The following is a 15,725-nucleotide window of genomic DNA, read 5'->3' on the forward strand; positions in this document are numbered from 1 at the left end:
CGGGTCCCTCCCAATAAACACGCTCTCGCCCGCGTGAGGGCTGGTATGCCGATTCGGTCCACCCACCAAAACTTCCAGGAGAAATACTTTGACAAGCAAGCAGAACATGGAGACCGCACCGGTTGCGGTGAACAGTTCAAACACACCAGGAAAGACCCGACTTCCGCTGGTTGTGTATGTCCTGGCACTGGGCACGTTCCTGATGCTGACGACTGAGTTCGTCATTGCCGGAATCCTGCCTGAGGTCGCAGGGGATCTGCAGATCCCGCTCGCCCAGGCGGGCAACCTGATCGCAGTGTTCGCGGCCGGCATGGTTGTTGGCGCGCCTATGATGGCCCTGCTGACCATGAGGATCTCGAAACGGCTCACCCTCGTGTTGGCGCTCATCGTCTTCGTCGCAGGCCACGTGATTGTCGCCCTGGCAACGGAATTCACCGTGCTGCTCGGCGCCCGTTTCATCACAGCCGTTGCTACGGGAGCCTTCTGGGCGGTCTCAGCAGTGGTCGCGACTCGCTCCGTCAGCCCGGCCGCAGGCGCCCGTGCGATGGGAATTGTGAGCGCTGGCGGCGCGCTTGCAACCGTTTTAGGCGTACCTGTCGGGGCCTTCATCGCCCAAATCGCCGGGTGGCGAGGGACGTTTTGGTTCCTGGCCGCTGCAGCAACGATAGCGGCCCTCCTTGTCGCCAGACTTGTTCCGGCCGACAGCTCGAACCAGCAAGCGACACCGATGCGGATACAGTTCGCCGGCCTGCGTTCGGGGCGGTTGTGGCTGGCGCTGCTGGCCTGCGCAACTACGACCGGAGGTGTGCTCGCGGCGTACTCCTACATCGCACCGATCCTCATCGATCAGGCCGCGGTTCCTGCCACCCTCGTTCCGTTGGTTCTAACCGCCTTCGGCATCGGTTCGTTCATCGGAACAATCCTCGCCGGACGGTTCGGGGACGCGTATCCGAGTCTCGTCACCATTGTCACACCGGCGGTGACCACCGTCGTTCTCGTTGCCATCGGCATAACGACGGGCCTTCCGTGGGTGATGACTGCCCTGGTTGTGATCCTCGGCCTGTTCGGTCTCAGCGCCTCCGGCGTACTGATCCACCTCGCCGTCCGCTTCTCCGGAGAGGGCGCCACGCTTGGATCCGCGCTGGCCGTCTCCGCATTCAACGCCGGTACCGCCGTCGGCACAGCGGTGGCAGGCGCTGCCCTGACTACCCCGCTGGGCACACAAGGCCCGGCCGCTGTCGGCGCGATCATCGTCGCGCTCACACTTATTCCGGCCGTTATCCTCGCTGCAATACAACGCCGCCGCGCACCCCACGCACGCTAAGACCCTAATTCAGCGCAAAGGATCTAATGACTGTTCGCTTCAACTACAACCACCACTGGTGCAAAGGCTACAACCCCTGTATTGGGGTTAAGGGCAGCCAACCGCCCTACGGTTCCCGGATGATCTGAGTAGCGGAACCCCGGCCAAGAGCGGTAGGCCGGGGTTCCGTGGCCAAAAGGTACACCCCGATCGTTGCAGTTCGCTAGGCGTGTCACCGGCAATTCAAACCGGTCAATGAAACAAGGGGCAGCAAGTGGGCGTTGTCGGCCGTGCTGGCGTCAGGGTAGTGCCAAATACCGTTTTATTGACAGTGGCTGGTGATGTTCCCAGATCCCACTCTGACAGTCGGGAGCGAAAATCGGGGTGGGAAGCTCGAGAACAGTCGATTTAAGTCCAAAGAATCCGGACTTGATGAAGTCCGCTTGGGGCGGTGGGCCGATACTCACAGTTTGTGGCTGGATAGGGCATCGAAGGACACGTGGGAGCTCCGCGCACAAGCCACGTCCTTCCCGGCCAGGAGGTTTTGACGTCAGGTTGGGGTGTGCTTGAGTGGACGTTCCAAGGCGCCGGGGGCGTTGAATTAGACGTTCATCTTTCGTTCTGATTGTTACCGGCCGGTATTGCGAGATGTCCTTCGCGCAGATTCGCCAGAATCTGATCGGTTACTGCTTCAATGCCGCCTTCGGATATCACGGTCATTCCAGCTTCGGCTGTTTCCAGGGCCTCGAGTGTCTCCAGCTGTGAGGTGAGAAGGGATACAGGCATGAAGTGTCCGGGACGTTGGACCAACCGCTCCTTCAGTACCGAAGGGTCGACCCTTAAGAGGATGAATCTGGTAGAAGGAGCGGCCGCGCGGATAGCGTCACGGTAGGTGCGTTTGAGGGCCGAACACGCAACCACGACCCCATGGGGGTGTTCGGCCGCGAGTTCTGCGCCGACCAGGCGAAGCCAGGGCCATCTGTCTTCATCGGTAAGCGGTACGCCGGCTGTCATTTTCTCGACGTTCGGCAAGGGGTGCAGGTCATCAGCGTCCTTGAAGATTGCTCCCAGCCGGGCTGCCAGGGCAGCGCCGACCTCTGTCTTGCCCGAGCCCGACACGCCCATGATGACAAGCGGGCTATGCACTACAGCGCTCCCTGTTGTGCTGTTCCTGCGGGGATCGGCGCCAGCCTGGTCACGACGACGGGTTTTTCCAGCAGTCCTTCGAGGGATGCGTTCAGGCGTTTGACCGGTTCACCTTCGCCGTGGGCGTCGAGTAGCTCAGCGGATTCCCATTTTTCGATCATGAGGATCTGGTTGTTTGGGGCTTCGTGTATTGCGTAGAGCAGGCAGCCGGGTTCCTGGTGCACTTCGCTGATTGCGGGGGAGAGGGCAGCGACGACCTGGTCGAAGACGCCTTCCTTCGGGCTGAAAGCAGCGGTAACAACGATGGTCATGGTGAGGTTTTCCTTGCTATAACAGTGCCCCTGAGGGGGTGTGGGAAGGTCCTTGAGGACGCGGCGGGGACCGACGGCTGAAGTCGGCCGGTCCCCACCGGACATCCGCAGGGTGTTCTTCAGGATTAGCTGAGAGCGGCGAGGTTTCCAGATGCCGGGCTTTCAGTGGACGCAAGGGCCTCGGTTTCGCGCCGCAGTTCGAGTGCCTGGGCGAGCGAGTCGTCCATGATGACGTCTTCCCAGCGGACGATCCCGCCCTTGGCCACATCACTGCGCAGTTCCACGTGGTGGGCCAGCGCAACCGGCAGGGCACCGGTCGTGACGGAGTGCTTCGCCGAAACGAGCTGGCCCCATACGGTGTATCCGCCTTCGCCGTCAAGGAATTCACCGGCTTTGAGGTCTTTCTTGGCGGTGGCGACAACGTCCCCGAAGAACCCGATGGGCGAACCCGTAGGGACTCCGCGGAGGACGGCGTTGGCGATGGATACGTTCAGTTCCAGGCCGACGTAGTGGTAGGGGCGGTAGAGCGCGGCGTACTGTCCCGTGGGGTCAGGATGCCACGGGTATTCGTTGAAGCAGCCGGAGACGTACTCGTTCGTGGCTTTCACGACGACGAAGACGCCTTCCTGGGTGTTATGGGGGATCCACGTGCCGTCGCGCTTAACACTGGACATGACGTCAACGGTCCCTTCGTGTGCGAGGGCTCCTCCGACGTCGGCGGGGCGGCAGATTGAGGCGATTTCCTCAACGTCTCCCGGCGTGAACGTCAGTCCGGTGTCCGAGGGGACGAGTCCTGCCCCGTTGGCGACGGCGGCCATTTCGATGGCGGCTTTGGTGCCGTCGCGAAAGGAGGTGTGCATGTTGGGGTTCAGCTGTCCGGAGTCGGTGAGTTCCTTGGAGAATTCCCAGTTTTCCCAGACGTTGTCGGGGTTCATCTCGTGGTAGTGCTCGAGGAATTTGGCGCCCTTGCCGGCGCAGACGACGTCGAATCCGCTGGTGCGGGCCCAGTCGACGAGTTCCATGATGAGGGCCGGCTGGTCGCCGTATGCCATTGAGTAGACAACGCCGGCTGCTTCTGCCCGTTTGGCCAGGGCGGGCCCTGCCAAGGCGTCGGCTTCAACCGTGACCATGATGATGTGCTTTTTTGTTTCGATGGCGCGCAGCGCGTGCTTGACGCCAACGATGGGGTTGCCGGTGGCTTCCACGATGATGTCGATGTCGACGTCGAAAAGCTCGTCAGCGTTGGCCACGATCGTGGTTGAGCGGTCCCTCAGAGCGGTTGCTATGTCGGGGGCGATCTGGTCTTTGGGCCAGCCAACGAGGTCGAAAGCACCTTCAGCGCGTGTGACGTTGATGTCTGCGATGGCGACGACGTGGATGCCCGGAATGTTGTTTGCCTGGGCCAGGTACATCGTCCCGTAGCGTCCGGCGCCGATCAGGCCGACCCGGATGGGCTTTCCGTCGGCCTCGCGCTGGGTCAGGAGATGGTGCAGATTCATGGGTTGCCTTTCAAGGGATACGGCGCTGTTCCGGAAGCGATGCGGGCTGGTCTGGGATTAACCGCAGCTTTGGGGCTCTGCTTTTCACCTTGCGGCTCGCCGCCACGGCAATGAGGCTGCAGAACAAGCGGGACCGAAACTAAGGTAAAATAAGTGGAACCGGTACACTTTTATTTCACAGGGATAGGCCCAAGGTCAAGCCCTAGGCTGAACAAGGTTCTCAAATGTCCAGGAAGTGCCAGGCCAAGGAGCAGGCGTGCAGAAACAACCGACCATCCGCGATGTTGCCCAGGCGGCCGGGGTGTCCGTGGCAGTCGTCTCCCGAGTGCTCAATCCGGGGTCGGGTCCCGTCGCCGCGGCTACCCGCAGTAGGGTCAACGACGTCATGAAGAACCTGGGCTATCACCCCCGCACAGCAGCCAGGGAGCTCAAGTACGGTCCGCCGACTACCTTGGGGCTGCTGCTCGCTGATGTCTCCAACCCTTTCTTTGCCCGCCTTGCCGACCAGGTGGTGCAGGAAGCGCACGCCCGCGGAATCCAAGTGCTGCTGATGACCACGCAGGAGGATGACCAGCTGGAGTCAGAGCGTCTGGCGACGCTGATCGAACGCAGGGTCAGTGGGATTATCGCGACCCCGACCGGCAACAACCTTGCCATCTGGAAGCAGCTCCAGGATCTGGGAACTGACGTGGTTTTTGTCGACCGCTCAATCCCGTCGCTCCCCGAGGTTGACGTGGTCAGCATCGACAACTTCGAATCCGCCCGGTCCGCAACGGCGCTCCTCGCAGCCCACGGCCACCGCCGCATCGGGATCATCTCCGGGCCAGCTTCCTCCACCACCGGAAGGGACCGGATCGCCGGCTATCGGCAAGCCCTGGAAGCAGCCGGCCTGGTGCAGGATGAGCTCCTCATCCGGCACGCCGCGTTCCGCGGGCCGGCGGGAGGAGATGCCGCATCGGCACTGCTCAGCATCGTGGAGCCACCCACCGCTTTGGTAGTAGCAAACACCGCCCAGGTAACCGAAGTCCTGCGGCGCCTCTCCCACGCCGGAATCGACATCCCAAGGACGCTGTCCGTCATCGTCTTCGAAGATTCACCCTGGACCGAACTCATGACCCCACCCCTGACAATCGTCAGGCAACCCATAGATCTGCTCGCCCGGCACTCAGTGCAGCTCGCTTTGTCCAACACGCAGGGCAAGACGTCGGGAAAACCCAACGTCATACGCGTAGCCGCCGAACTGGTCGAACGGTCCAGCGTTGCCCGGCTGCAGTTCTCGAAGTAACAAGCAGGCTCACTCCCTAACGGTTTACAGCAGCGCCGGGCTTGTGGTAAAAAAGTGTACCGGTTCCACTAGTACCGCGATCTTCCACTCTGTTCTGTAGGCGTGTACTTGGACGCCCTTCTCGACCCTGTCCGCACAGCCCAGGACGCCCCAGTCACCCCCATCAAAGCATCAGTACCCCTGTCCGTGTAGGCCAGGAACCAGCAAGTATTCAAAGGAGAATCAGATGCCAAAGCGCATCATGGCCACCGCAGTTGTGGCCGTTGCACTCACTGTTACTACTGTCCTCACCGGTTGCGGCGGGGGCGGCGCCGCCGGCGGGTCCAGCACCACCGTCCGCCTCGGCATCGGCGACCCCGCAGCCTCTTCCATGGGTGTGTCGGCAAAGCACTTCGCCGAGAAGGTTGCCGAGCTGAGCGACGGCAAGGTCAAGGTTGAGACGTTCCCCGACGGCACCCTGTTCGGCGGGGACCAGAATGCCGCGGTCAACCTGCTTGGAAACGGCACGTTGGACTCGACCATCATGTCCACCTCGGTGTATGCGTCCTTCGAGCCGAAGATGAATGCCGTCAGCCTTCCCTACCTGTTCAAGGATTCGGAGGAGGTGACCAAGTACTTTGAGGGCGAGCCGGGCAAGGAACTGCTGGGCTCACTGGACAAGCTGGGCATCAAGGGCGTGTCCATGCTGACCCGTACTCCGCGGCACACCACCAACTCAGTGCGTCCCATCACCCAGCCCGAGGACTTCAAGGACCTGAAGCTCCGCGTACCGCAGAATGACCTCTGGGTTAAGTTCTTTGGCTCAGTGGGCGCCAACCCGACGCCGATGGACTTCAAAGAGGTTTACACCGCCCTGCAGCTGGGCACTATTGACGGCCAGGAAAACCCCCTGGAAGTTCCAGTCAACAATAAGTTCTTCGAAGTCCAGGACTACCTCTCCCTGACGGGCCACATCTCCGACGGCCTCGTCCTGGGGTTCAGCAAGAAGAAGTGGGACTCCTTCGATGAGGACACCCGGAAGGTCCTGCAGGAAGCTGCAGACGAAACCGCTGACTTCAAGGCAAAGTACGACAACGACGAGGCCACCAAAACCCTCGACAAGCTCAAGGGCGAAGGCGTGCAGATCAACGAGCTGACGCCCGAAGCCAGGGAAAAGTTCCAGGCGGCAGCGCAGAAGGTCTACCCCGAGCTTGAGGGCAACGTGGGCAAGGAATTCGTCCAGTCAAGCCTTGCGTTCCTTGGACGATAAGGTGACCGGTTCAGTGCATGACGAGGGAACCACGCCAACCCGGGGGGGCGAACATCAGGCGGCCGAAGACAGCATCAAGGTGCTTCCGGTAAGCGAAGTCTCGGAACCTCAGGGTCTGATTTGGAAGGCCGTGGATGCTCTCCTCTTCATCGGAATCTGTGCGATGCTGCTCAGCCTTGCTGCCCAGATGATCAGCCGGCAGATGAGAGCCTCGCTGCCGTGGACCGAGGAACTGACGCGTTTCCTGTTCATGGACACCACATTCTTGGGGATGGCCGCAGGCTTCCGGGCCGCCGTGCACCCGCGGGTGAACTTCACGGTGGCGTGGGGACCGGCCTGGCTTAAGCAAGTCAGCATGCATCTCTACGCCATTTGCGGGACCGTGTTCTTCAGTGTCCTGCTCTACAAGACGGTGGAACTGATGCTGCAGCAGTACGCCGCCGGAGAGTCCAGTCCTGCCCTGGGACTCAAGATGTTCCTGGTAACCCTGCCCCTTGTGATCAGCGCGGCACTCGCCATCGTCGCCCATATCACGACCGTCTACTTCTCCCCGTATATGCGTAAGAGGATCCTCGAAGGAGAGATGATCGCATGAGCCTGACCCTGCTGGGCATTTTCCTCCTGCTTCTGCTGCTGGGGGTTCCGCTCTCAATCTCACTCGGGATTGGCGTCATCGCCACGCTGCTGATCTTCGATATCCCCCTCGACCTGCTGCCGCAGTCCATGATGAGCTCCATGAACAGCTTCCTGCTGGTTGCTGTCCCCTTGTTCGTCCTGGCCGGAAACCTCATGTCCGGAGGGGGTATTTCGGACCGCATCTTCCGTGGCGCCGAAGTCATCTTCGGCCGCTTCCGTGGCGGCCTTGGCCAAGTGAACATCGCATCGAGCGCGATCTTCGGCGGCATCTCCGGTTCCTCGGTTGCCGACATTGTCAGCCTTGGCAAGATCGAGATCAAGGCCATGACTGACCATAAGTACCCGCGGCCCTATGCGGCAGCTATGACCATGGTCACCGCTACCCTGTCCTCATTGATACCGCCGAGCATCCTCATGATCATCGCCGCCTCGACCGCAAACGTCTCGGTAGGCGCGGCACTCGCGGGAGGATTTGGACCGTCCATTGTCCTGATCATCGTCCTGATGCTTGTGAATTTCTTCCTGTCGGCACGCCATGGTTACGGCGAGGTCTCAAGGACGCCTTTCAAGAAGGGCCTGAGGATCGTCCTCGAGGGAATCCCGGCCATGGGGGGCCCGGTGATTATCCTGGTAGGCATGTTCAGCGGGCTCGTCACGCCCACGGAGGCGGCCGCCGTCGCCGTCTTCTACAGTCTGTTGGTCGGCGTCTACGTCTACCGGGACATGAAGTGGCGCCAGATGCCCAAGATGATCGTGGACGCCGGCCTCACCACCGGCACCATTCTGCTCATCGCCATGATCGCCGGCGTTGCCTCTTACATCTTCACTATTGACGGGCTGCCAGCAAAGGTCAGCAGCTGGCTGCTGAGCGTCAGCACTAACCCCACCATCGTCATGCTGCTGATCGGTCTGATCCTGATCGTCATCGGAACCGTGATGGACAAAGTCGCAGCCATCCTGCTTTGCACACCGGTGCTCATGCCCGCGGCCGTGTCCGCCGGTGTGGATCCCATCCACTTCGTCGTCTTCCTCGTTGCTGCCCTTGCCGTTGGCCTGGTCACGCCGCCCGTCGGCGTCTGCCTGTTCGCGGCGTCCTATGTCAGCGGGCTGCCGATGGAGAAGATCGTGAAGGCCGCGGTGCCGCTCTACGTGGTCATGGTGGTTGCCATCGTCATGCTGGCCATCTTCCCGCAGCTCATCCTGTGGCCGGCTGATCTCCTGACCGACCGGTAACGCCTGCCCTCAGTTCGCTATCCAATACGAACCTGCACGCCCCAAATTGCTAAAGGATCCCCCATGCCTGAACATGACCACCCAGCGCTTGCCCTGATGGGATTAGGGCCGATGGGGGAACCCATGGCGCGCCGGCTGCTGAAGGGCTACGGCGGACTGACAGTCTGGAACCGGACTGCTTCAAAGGCCAAAGCCCTGGTGGGCCTGGGCGCCCGCGCTGCGACCTCACCTTTTGAGGCGGCCGCCGACATCGTTCTCACCGTATTGCCGGACCTAAGCCACGTCGAATCGTTGCTTCCGGGAGACGAGGGCCTGATAGCCGGATGGACAGCCCGGGGCACTGCCCGGCCGATACTCGTCGTGCACGGAACCGTCTCGCCGGGAGCAGTGGCGGCCTTTGGCGAACAGATGCTTCGCGACCACGGCCTCAGAGTCCTGGACGCACCCGTCAGTGGCGGCATCGTGGGCGCCGAAAACGGCACCCTGAGCATCATGGTGGGCGGAGACGAAGACGCACTTCGCTCAGCGACCCCGGCGTTCCAACTCATGGGCACAACCATCAGACACATGGGTCTAGGAGGTTCGGGCGCGCTGGCCAAGGCCTGCAACCAGATCGTGGTCGCCGGCACGGTCACAGCAGTTTCCGAAGCCATGCTACTCGCACGCGGCGGGGGACTGGATCCATCGGTGATGCTTGAACTGCTTCGGGGTGGGCTGGCCGACTCCGAGGTGCTGCGCCAAAAAGGGCACAGATGGATCGACGGCGACTTCACAGGAGGCGGCAGCGCCCAAAACCAGCTGAAGGACCTCAACTTCGTGCTTGGGGCAGCCCAAGCAGCACACCTGGAGCTACCCCTGAGCACGGTAATCCAGAATCTTTTCGGGGAAATGGTCGCGCGGGGCGACGGCGCCCTTGACCACACAGGAATCCTCCGGACCCTTGCTCAGCGCAACAACGCTCTCACTGAGACCTGAAACCCTGACGAAAGGCGCGAAAGTACCCCTTCTTCGGCCATTGTCTAAAACCGATAACCGGCCTTCCGTCAGGTAGCCATCGTCTACGCGCTGGGGGAGCAAGGCCCGCTTCACCTTGCACCGGTCAAGGGCTATCTGCGGTCGCCTAGCCGTAGAACCGCCAGCGAAAGGTTGTTCTGGCACGCGGCGTCCAGGCCCCAGGGCGCCGTTTATGCCGGCTGCCAATTCTTCGAATCGCTCTGCGCCTTAAGTTCTTTTGCCCTCATTCACTCGATACGGCAGCCATCGATGTGGTGGGCTGGTGTCAGGGTAGTGCGGCACTCTGTTTTATGGACAGTGAATCATGATGTTGTCAGATCCCACCCTGACAGTCAGATTGGGCGGAAACCGGGCGGGAAGCTTGAGAACAGTCGAAATAGTCCCAAGAATCTGAATTGATGAAGTCCGCCTGGGCAGTTGGTGGCTGCGTCAAAGGTTTTGAGTGAATGGGGCGTCGCCGGTGTTGATGATTCGGTGTGGCTTGGGATGGAGGCACGCAGCGGGGTGCCTCAAGAATTTTGGCGCCAGCTTGGCGGGTTTGAATCCGGAAGCTCATCGATGGTTCCGGAAGATTTGACGCCTGCGGTCTTTGCGGCAACGTGGTCCAAAGGGACGTGGAGGTCGAACTAGCTGAGGTGGTGGTCAGCTCAAAAACCGGGAGCCTTGGCGATGAGGAAGTAACCTTGTTTAAGTCGTGGCATCGGTCTTCAGGACCTGACCATAGCTGGCTCTCCTAAACTACGTGCAGATGATTAGCTGAGACAGTGCGCTATAGACCAGAATTTAGGGAAGGCACAATGACGGCCCAAATAGAATCTCCAGCTTCCTCGGCTGAGGCTACACGGGTACGAATTCGTGAACTAATCATCTCGGGTGACTTCCCGCCGGGCTCTCGGCTTAGGGAACGCGATTTGTCCTTGGCCTTGAAAGTTTCCCGGGTACCCGTCCGGGAGGCCCTTCAGCAACTGGAAGCCGAAGGTTTTATCGACACGTTCCCCCGGCGGGGAGCCACCGTCAAGCAGATCACCCTGCGCGATGTTAATGAACTCTTTGATGTGCGGCTCAGCTTGGAAGTCCTCGCGGCGCGCCTTGCCGCCCAAGCCGCGGCGAGGGGTCGGCCGTCCTCGCGGTTGCGGCAGGTCATGAACCAGGCAGAGGAAGCAACCAAGCATCGCGACGAGGTGCTGATACCGCTCACCAATACGGCCGTGCATGCGGAGATCGTATCGATGGCAGGCAACTCGTTACTGGAAGACTCCATGAAGCCTCTAATGGGCAGGATGCAGTGGCTTTTCACCTTGACCGGGCACCGTGATCCTGGGGTTCAGTGCGCCGAACATTTGAGCTTATGTCAAGCGATCTACGACGGTAAGGCGGACCTGGCGGCAGCGCTGGCGTTTGCTCATGTTGAGCTTGGCAGGGAACCATCCCTTCAAGGACTGGCGAGCCACCTACCAGAGGGCTGATGGCAGCCGGAGGTGTAGAACTCCTTCAACCGCATCCTCCATGAGGAATGTGCGTACGCAAGGGCCTGGCTCAGAATCAGGACCCCCACAGCGCCCAGGTCGCATTCAATGGCGCCTCACCCGCCAGCTGCGTCCGCGGGCGAACCGGCAACTGTACGTCGCCGGAGCTTTGCTGGGATTTAGGCGCCTGCGCCCTTGAGGGGCAGTTAGGCTCCGGCCTAAGGTGCGAGAACGAGCGCATTCAACGTCTTCTTCCGGTATGCCGTTTGTCGTCCATGTCGCAGCCCACCACCACAGCACCTACGCCTGCAAGGCAAGGGCAGCCGCCCTCGCCTGGCAACCGGCCGTTCCAGTTAGCACCGAGGTCCTGTCTGCTCGGTGTTGGGGTGGAGCAGGCACGGGTCCCTTCTCAAATCAGCGTGTTTCTGTCGGCTTTCGCAGGGACTAGCAGTTTGCTGCTGGCTGGTATCCGTCGTAGTGATAGTCCCCAGGAGGGCGGTCACGGGCAAGAGTTCGTGCAGCCGGCGCCCGTGCGCTGACCACGGGTGTCAGCGCCGCGTTGGCCCTGAAAGCCAGCATGCGCGGGACCAGCGCTATCAGGTCTGCGCCCTCAACCAGGAGCGGCAGGGACAGGCCTGGGCCACAGAGCTGCGACGCGCCGCTTGCACTTGCGACTCGAACACTTGTCGGCCAGGGTGCTGATGCCTGCCCCGAAGTAGCCGACGGCGTGGGAAACCGTCGGTACGTCCTCCGAGGTGCACTGGGGTTGCTGTAGCAGGGGACTTCCGGCCGTTGCGCACGAGGAGATAGTCGTCGAAATGCCGTCGGAGCTTGGCGCCACGGGCGGGCGGACCTGATGATAGGCGTCGGCGGGGCACCGTGAGGGGCTGAATCTCTTGCCCTGTTGGTATTCAAAACCCTTATGCCCAGAAACTATTTTCGCCTGAACGCTTGTAATGCTGGGCACGCGCAAGCAAACTTGGTATACCAAAGAGCCAAACTCCGCTCTTTTCAATCGTGCCCAAATGAAAGGCAGCCAACATGAGAAACCCGGGCTATGGAACTCCATTGCCATATGGAGTCAATACAAACGGTCCATTGCCGGAGGGGACCGCGTGAACACGCCCCTCGATCTCCTCATCGATGTTCATCATCACGCATCGCTTCAAGCGATCGCGGCGAAGCAGCGGGAACTGGACATCGTCGTGCCGGATTGGTTGCCGAAGTGGTCCCCGGAGATTGCCTTGGACCGGATGGAGGAGATCGGGACCAGCGCCTCACTGTTGTCACAACCTACTGATCTCGGATTTCTCCCACCTGCCGAAAGACCGGCACTGATGCAGGCGATGAATGACGAGTTCGCGTCGATGGTCGCCAGTCATCCGACCAGGTTCGGCGCCTTCGGAGCCATTCCCATGCTCTCCCCGGACGCCGCCGTCAGCGAGGCCGTCCGGGCTCTGGACCTGCTAGGGCTGGACGGCGTTTCCATGCTTTCCAGCAACGACGGCACTTACCTGAGCGACCCAAAGTACGTTGACCTGCTGGACGAGCTGAACAAGCGCCACGCGGTAGTGTTCGTCCACCCGATACTCGTCCGTGAAAGTGTTGCAGGGCTCCCGCCGGCCCTTCTCGAGGGAACGTTCGACACCACGAGGTTCGCCGTCAAGATGGCGGTAGCCAACGCTTTTGAACGCTACTCCAACATCAGATTCATTTTGCCCCACACCGGCGGAATGGTTCCGTACATCAAGTGGCGGATTGCCATGTACGTGCTTCAGGGAGAGCTGTGGACCACAGAAACGGATCCAGCCGACTTTGACAGGGAAATCGCCAAACTCGATGGCCTGTACTACGATACGACGCTCAACCTTGGCCCCCTCCAGCTGCTGGAACGGCCCGACCGCATCCTCTTTGGCACCGACATCCCCTGGTGCTCGAAGAGCGTGCTTCACATGCAACGGGAAAAGGTTTTCGAACAAGCCGACCAACTCGGGCCAACAAACGCCACGGCCATAGCCGCCGGCAACGCCTTGGCACTATTCCCCCGGCTGGCAAAGCGCCTGCGATGATCATCCTCACGAATTCCGACGTACTTCAGCTTCTGGACATGCCGGACGTCATAGACGCCGTAAAGCGTGCCCAGATCGATCATGCGTGTGGGCGGGTGGCTTTGCCGCCGCCCACCGCTGCCAGGCTTTCCTGCACAGACTCCGTCTTCATGTCCATGCTCGCAGCGTCAAGCCGGGACAGTCTGGCAGTGGTCAAGCTACTGGCCGATATACCGTCCAATGTAGAACGGGGCCTGCCGAGTCAACGGTCAACCGTCCTTGCGGTGTCGGCCCACGATGGGCGGCCAGAAGCCATGATTTCCGGCCCCACCCTGACGCGCTTTCGGACGGCTGCCGCTTCCGCAGCGGCAACCAGCGCGCTGGCAAGGAGGGACAGCGCTGTGGTGGGCTTCGTCGGAGCCGGCGCCCTTGCCGTGGCACACCTCCAGGCCCTCGCCACGGTGATGCACATCGACTCAGTAAAGGTGTGGAGCAGATCAGTCGAACGACGGCAGGAGTTTGCCAAGAGCGCCAGGGACAGGGGGTTCCAGGCCACGGCCTGTGATGGTCCCGAAAGTGTCGTCCGTGAGAGCGACGTCGTCTGCACGCTGACCCCTTCAGCTGCGCCGATAGTCAAAGGCGCATGGTTCCGCAGCGGACACCACATCAACGCTGTCGGAGCCCCTCCCAGGGCTGACCACCGCGAAATCGACACCGAGGGCATCGTTCGTTCATCCGTATTTGTCGATAGCTTGCAGGGCGCCCTGGCCGAATCCGGGGACGTGCTCATTCCCTTGAAGGAAAACGCGATAACGGAGAACCACTTCCGGAGGGAAATCGGCCACGTTTTGGCAGGCCTCGAAGGTGGCCGGGTTTCGAACACGGAAATCACTTTGTACAACTCCCTCGGGACGGGTCTCCAAGACCTCGCCGCCGCCCGGCTGCTCATTGACGCCGCAGTTAGGGGCGGCGTCGGCACGGAAATAGACATTTCCAGATAACAAGTATCTATACCTCTATTTCGAAAGCAATTCACGAAAGGCGCAACGATGAATAAGATCACAAGGCCGGCAGGACACCGCAGACGACTCTCCGGGGCCGCAGTTGTTGCCATAACAACCGTGGCTCTCACTGCGTGCGGCGGAGCCGCGCAGTCTCCTGCCGCTGGCCCTGTCGAGCTGACGCTCGCTACCCCGGCGTACGCCGGCGGTGGGGCCAATCCGTACGAGCCTTTGATGGAATCCTTCAGCAAGGAAAATCCAGAAATCAATATAAAACTGGTGGAAACGCCAAATGACCAGCACGGCCAAACCATGAGGACACAGCTGCAAGCGGGCAATGCGCCGGATCTCTTTTATGTGACCGCCGGGCGGGGCATCACGCAATCCTTCGGTGCACTGGCTGATGCCGGATACCTTGAAGAACTCACGGCCCACGCCTGGGCGACTGACACCGTCCCCGACCCCGCGAAGAGCCTCTATTACGACGAGGACAGGCTTTTCGCCATGCCGGTGGATCTGGCACCGCTGGGTCAGCTGACCAACATTGGCGCACTCGAGGAGATGGACCTGAAACCGGCAGCAACATTTGACGAGGTGCTGGGGCAATGCGAAGCCGCGCGCCAGGCAGGGAAGGCCCTGTTCGGGCTGGCAGGCGCATCAGCAGCCAATACAGGCATGCACGCTATGCAGGTAGCAGCTTCCACGGTGTACGCCAAGGACGCGGATTGGGATGACAAGAGACAGAAGAAGGAGACAACGTTTGCCGGGTCCGACTGGAAGAAGGTCTTGGAACGCATCGTGCAAATGAAGGATGCGGGGTGTTACCAGGACGGCGTGGCAGGAGCCGGCTTCGACCAGCTGTTCCCATCCGTTGCTCAAGGCAAGGTCACGGCGGCGTTCACCCCTGCGGGCGCTGTCGCCGCCCTCCGCAAACAGGTCGCGGACGGCCAATTCGAGATCGCAATCTTCCCGGGTGACCGCACCAGTGACAGCCGCATGATCGCCACTCCAGTCAACGCCCTTGCGGTAAACGCAGCTGGAAAGAATAAGGAATCCGCATTGAAGTTTCTGGAGTTCCTGGCCAAACCCGCAAACCAGGATGCATTGGCGAAGCTCAACGGCAATGTCTCCATGACCGCGGCTTTGGCTGGCACGAATCCGACCCAGTTCCCGACGCTGGAGCCATACTTCGAAGACCCTGCCAATATCATTTCACAGCCAAATCTGGCCTGGCCTAACAGCGGAGTCTTCGACGCACTGGGAGCTGGGATCCAAGGACTTCTAACTGGACAAGCCACCCCTGAGGGGGTGTTGGAAGCAATGGACGAAGCCTACGACCGGGGCGCTTAGCCACGGCGACGCAATCTGATTGGAAAAACATCCCATGACCGTACAACTTGAGCAAAATACGGAGGGCGCCCGGGTCACCGGGCGCCAGCCCCCGCTCCACCAAATCCAACGGCACCAAGGATCTTCAGCGTTCGGAGCGTCGCTTCGCTACGTGGTGGTGGTTCACGCCCGCACTCCTGGCCCT

At 61.0% G+C, this 15,725-nt stretch carries 13 protein-coding genes; 10 read left to right on the forward strand and 3 right to left on the reverse strand.

Going from position 1 to position 15,725, the window contains the following annotated elements; genetic code table 11:
* The first annotated feature begins 88 nt into the window (after window positions 1-88).
* Entirely contained in the window at window positions 89-1,324 is a 1,236-nt protein-coding gene (locus tag ACFVYC_RS21415; protein WP_387554084.1) for an MFS transporter, read from the forward strand.
* A 588-nt stretch (window positions 1,325-1,912) separates the two neighbouring features.
* Here ACFVYC_RS21415 and ACFVYC_RS21420 read toward each other — a convergent pair.
* The 3 genes from ACFVYC_RS21420 to ACFVYC_RS21430 all read right to left on the reverse strand — a co-directional run bounded on the left by ACFVYC_RS21420 (window position 1,913) and on the right by ACFVYC_RS21430 (window position 4,259).
* Window positions 1,913-2,449 carry a gluconokinase gene (locus ACFVYC_RS21420; protein WP_387554086.1) on the reverse strand — a complete coding sequence of 179 codons (537 nt, stop codon included), beginning with the start codon at window positions 2,447-2,449 and terminating at the stop codon, window positions 1,913-1,915.
* The gene (locus ACFVYC_RS21425; RefSeq protein ID WP_387554088.1) at window positions 2,449-2,760 is read right to left on the reverse strand and encodes a putative quinol monooxygenase; all 312 of its coding nucleotides are present in this window, start codon (window positions 2,758-2,760) and stop codon (window positions 2,449-2,451) included. Before ACFVYC_RS21425 ends, ACFVYC_RS21420 begins: the two co-directional genes overlap by 1 nt.
* Before the next feature lie 125 nt (window positions 2,761-2,885).
* On the reverse strand, window positions 2,886-4,259 hold the full coding sequence (locus ACFVYC_RS21430) for an NAD(P)H-dependent oxidoreductase (protein ID WP_387554090.1): 1,374 nt from the start codon (window positions 4,257-4,259) through the stop codon (window positions 2,886-2,888).
* 256 nt (window positions 4,260-4,515) lie between these two features.
* Here ACFVYC_RS21430 and ACFVYC_RS21435 point away from each other — a divergent pair, with 256 nt between their 5' ends.
* The 9 genes from ACFVYC_RS21435 to ACFVYC_RS21475 all read left to right on the forward strand — a co-directional run bounded on the left by ACFVYC_RS21435 (window position 4,516) and on the right by ACFVYC_RS21475 (window position 15,541).
* Entirely contained in the window at window positions 4,516-5,544 is a 1,029-nt protein-coding gene (locus ACFVYC_RS21435; RefSeq protein ID WP_387554092.1) for a LacI family DNA-binding transcriptional regulator, read from the forward strand.
* A 226-nt stretch (window positions 5,545-5,770) separates the two neighbouring features.
* Complete coding sequence (locus ACFVYC_RS21440) at window positions 5,771-6,793, forward strand: DctP family TRAP transporter solute-binding subunit (protein WP_387554094.1); 1,023 nt, start codon at window positions 5,771-5,773, stop codon at window positions 6,791-6,793.
* A 130-nt stretch (window positions 6,794-6,923) separates the two neighbouring features.
* Window positions 6,924-7,388, forward strand: coding sequence for a TRAP transporter small permease (locus tag ACFVYC_RS21445; RefSeq protein WP_387554097.1), 465 nt, complete (start codon window positions 6,924-6,926; stop codon window positions 7,386-7,388).
* Window positions 7,385-8,662, forward strand: a complete 1,278-nt coding sequence (locus tag ACFVYC_RS21450; protein WP_387554099.1) for a TRAP transporter large permease — start codon at window positions 7,385-7,387, stop codon at window positions 8,660-8,662. Before ACFVYC_RS21445 ends, ACFVYC_RS21450 begins: the two co-directional genes overlap by 4 nt.
* Before the next feature lie 63 nt (window positions 8,663-8,725).
* The gene (locus ACFVYC_RS21455; RefSeq protein ID WP_387554101.1) at window positions 8,726-9,637 is read left to right on the forward strand and encodes an NAD(P)-dependent oxidoreductase; all 912 of its coding nucleotides are present in this window, start codon (window positions 8,726-8,728) and stop codon (window positions 9,635-9,637) included.
* Window positions 9,638-10,473: 836 nt separating this feature from the next.
* Window positions 10,474-11,142: a GntR family transcriptional regulator gene (locus ACFVYC_RS21460; RefSeq protein ID WP_387554103.1), complete on the forward strand. Its 669-nt coding sequence runs from the start codon at window positions 10,474-10,476 to the stop codon at window positions 11,140-11,142.
* Between the two features lie 1,115 nt (window positions 11,143-12,257).
* Window positions 12,258-13,211: an amidohydrolase family protein gene (locus tag ACFVYC_RS21465; protein ID WP_387554105.1), complete on the forward strand. Its 954-nt coding sequence runs from the start codon at window positions 12,258-12,260 to the stop codon at window positions 13,209-13,211.
* On the forward strand, window positions 13,208-14,191 hold the full coding sequence (locus ACFVYC_RS21470; RefSeq protein ID WP_387554107.1) for an ornithine cyclodeaminase family protein: 984 nt from the start codon (window positions 13,208-13,210) through the stop codon (window positions 14,189-14,191). The genes ACFVYC_RS21465 and ACFVYC_RS21470 overlap by 4 nt, the downstream gene beginning before the upstream one ends.
* Before the next feature lie 234 nt (window positions 14,192-14,425).
* Complete coding sequence (locus ACFVYC_RS21475) at window positions 14,426-15,541, forward strand: ABC transporter substrate-binding protein (RefSeq protein ID WP_387554109.1); 1,116 nt, start codon at window positions 14,426-14,428, stop codon at window positions 15,539-15,541.
* The last annotated feature ends 184 nt before the right edge of the window (window positions 15,542-15,725 follow it).

The organism is Pseudarthrobacter sp. NPDC058329, from assembly GCF_042879835.1.
Lineage (GTDB): Bacteria > Actinomycetota > Actinomycetes > Actinomycetales > Micrococcaceae > Arthrobacter.